This is a genomic window from Gilvimarinus sp. 1_MG-2023 (assembly GCF_030548285.1).
Window position 1 is genome coordinate 1 of the sequence record NZ_JAUOSC010001745.1, and the last position, 235, is coordinate 235.

Annotated in this window: 1 pseudogene; it reads left to right on the plus strand. The window is 52.8% G+C overall.

Features of this window, described 5'->3' with window-relative positions:
* Positions 1-15: 15 nt before the first annotated feature.
* Positions 16-201: pseudogene (locus tag Q4563_RS22720) on the plus strand (hypothetical protein); the annotation flags it as partial.
* Between the last annotated feature and the right edge of the window lie 34 nt (positions 202-235).

The following is a 235-nucleotide window of genomic DNA, read 5'->3' on the forward strand; positions in this document are numbered from 1 at the left end:
GCCGTACATTGAGACGAGGCATCTGAGCACCAAGCGCAAGAGATTGCCGGGGCATCGGCTGCGGAGACTGAAATGGCAGTTACCATTGATCAGGTATCGGCTAACGCCTCAGAATCGGCCGCGGTGGCAGAGCGAGCGGTATCCATCGCCAGCAATGGAGCCAAGGTGGTACAAAACACCATCAATGGTATGGATACAATAATCTAACAGAAACAAGAAACCACGAAGCCAGACA